This window comes from Pseudomonas sp. BJa5 (assembly GCF_030272875.2).
In the GTDB taxonomy this organism is placed as follows: Bacteria; Pseudomonadota; Gammaproteobacteria; order Pseudomonadales; family Pseudomonadaceae; genus Aquipseudomonas.
The window spans coordinates 1-386 of the sequence record NZ_JALRNG020000092.1 but is presented as its reverse complement, the minus strand read 5'-3'; the positions used below and the strand labels follow the sequence as shown (position 1 = coordinate 386).

Below are 386 nucleotides of genomic sequence, written 5' to 3'. Positions count from 1 at the left end.
TTGGTCAGCGTCGCGGTGTAGGTGATCTCGCCACCTTCGTTGACCGACGGGGTGGCGGTCAGCTTCAGGCCAGTTTCATCCTGGGTGCCCGGGCCGTCAGTAACGGTGACGGTGGTCTCGCCGGAAGCGGTCAGGTCCTCGTAGTTGCCACCCGAAACGTCCTTGATGCTGTTGGTCAGATCGAGGTTGGTGTTGTGCACGTTGTCCGGTGCAGTGAACTGCACGGTGCCAGTGCTCTGACCGACACCGATGACGATTTGCTGGCCGTTGGTGAGGTTGATCACCAATGGGGTGCCGGTCACCGGCGCGCTGACGGTGGCGGTGTAGGTAATCACACCACCTTCGCCGATGGTGCTGACGTCGGCGGTCAACTTGACGGTCGACGG

At 61.9% G+C, this 386-nt stretch carries 1 protein-coding gene; it reads right to left on the bottom strand.

Annotated elements, in window-relative coordinates:
• On the bottom strand, positions 1-386 hold a 386-nt coding region (locus tag M2D63_RS25555; protein WP_285865870.1), incomplete at both ends, for an immunoglobulin-like domain-containing protein.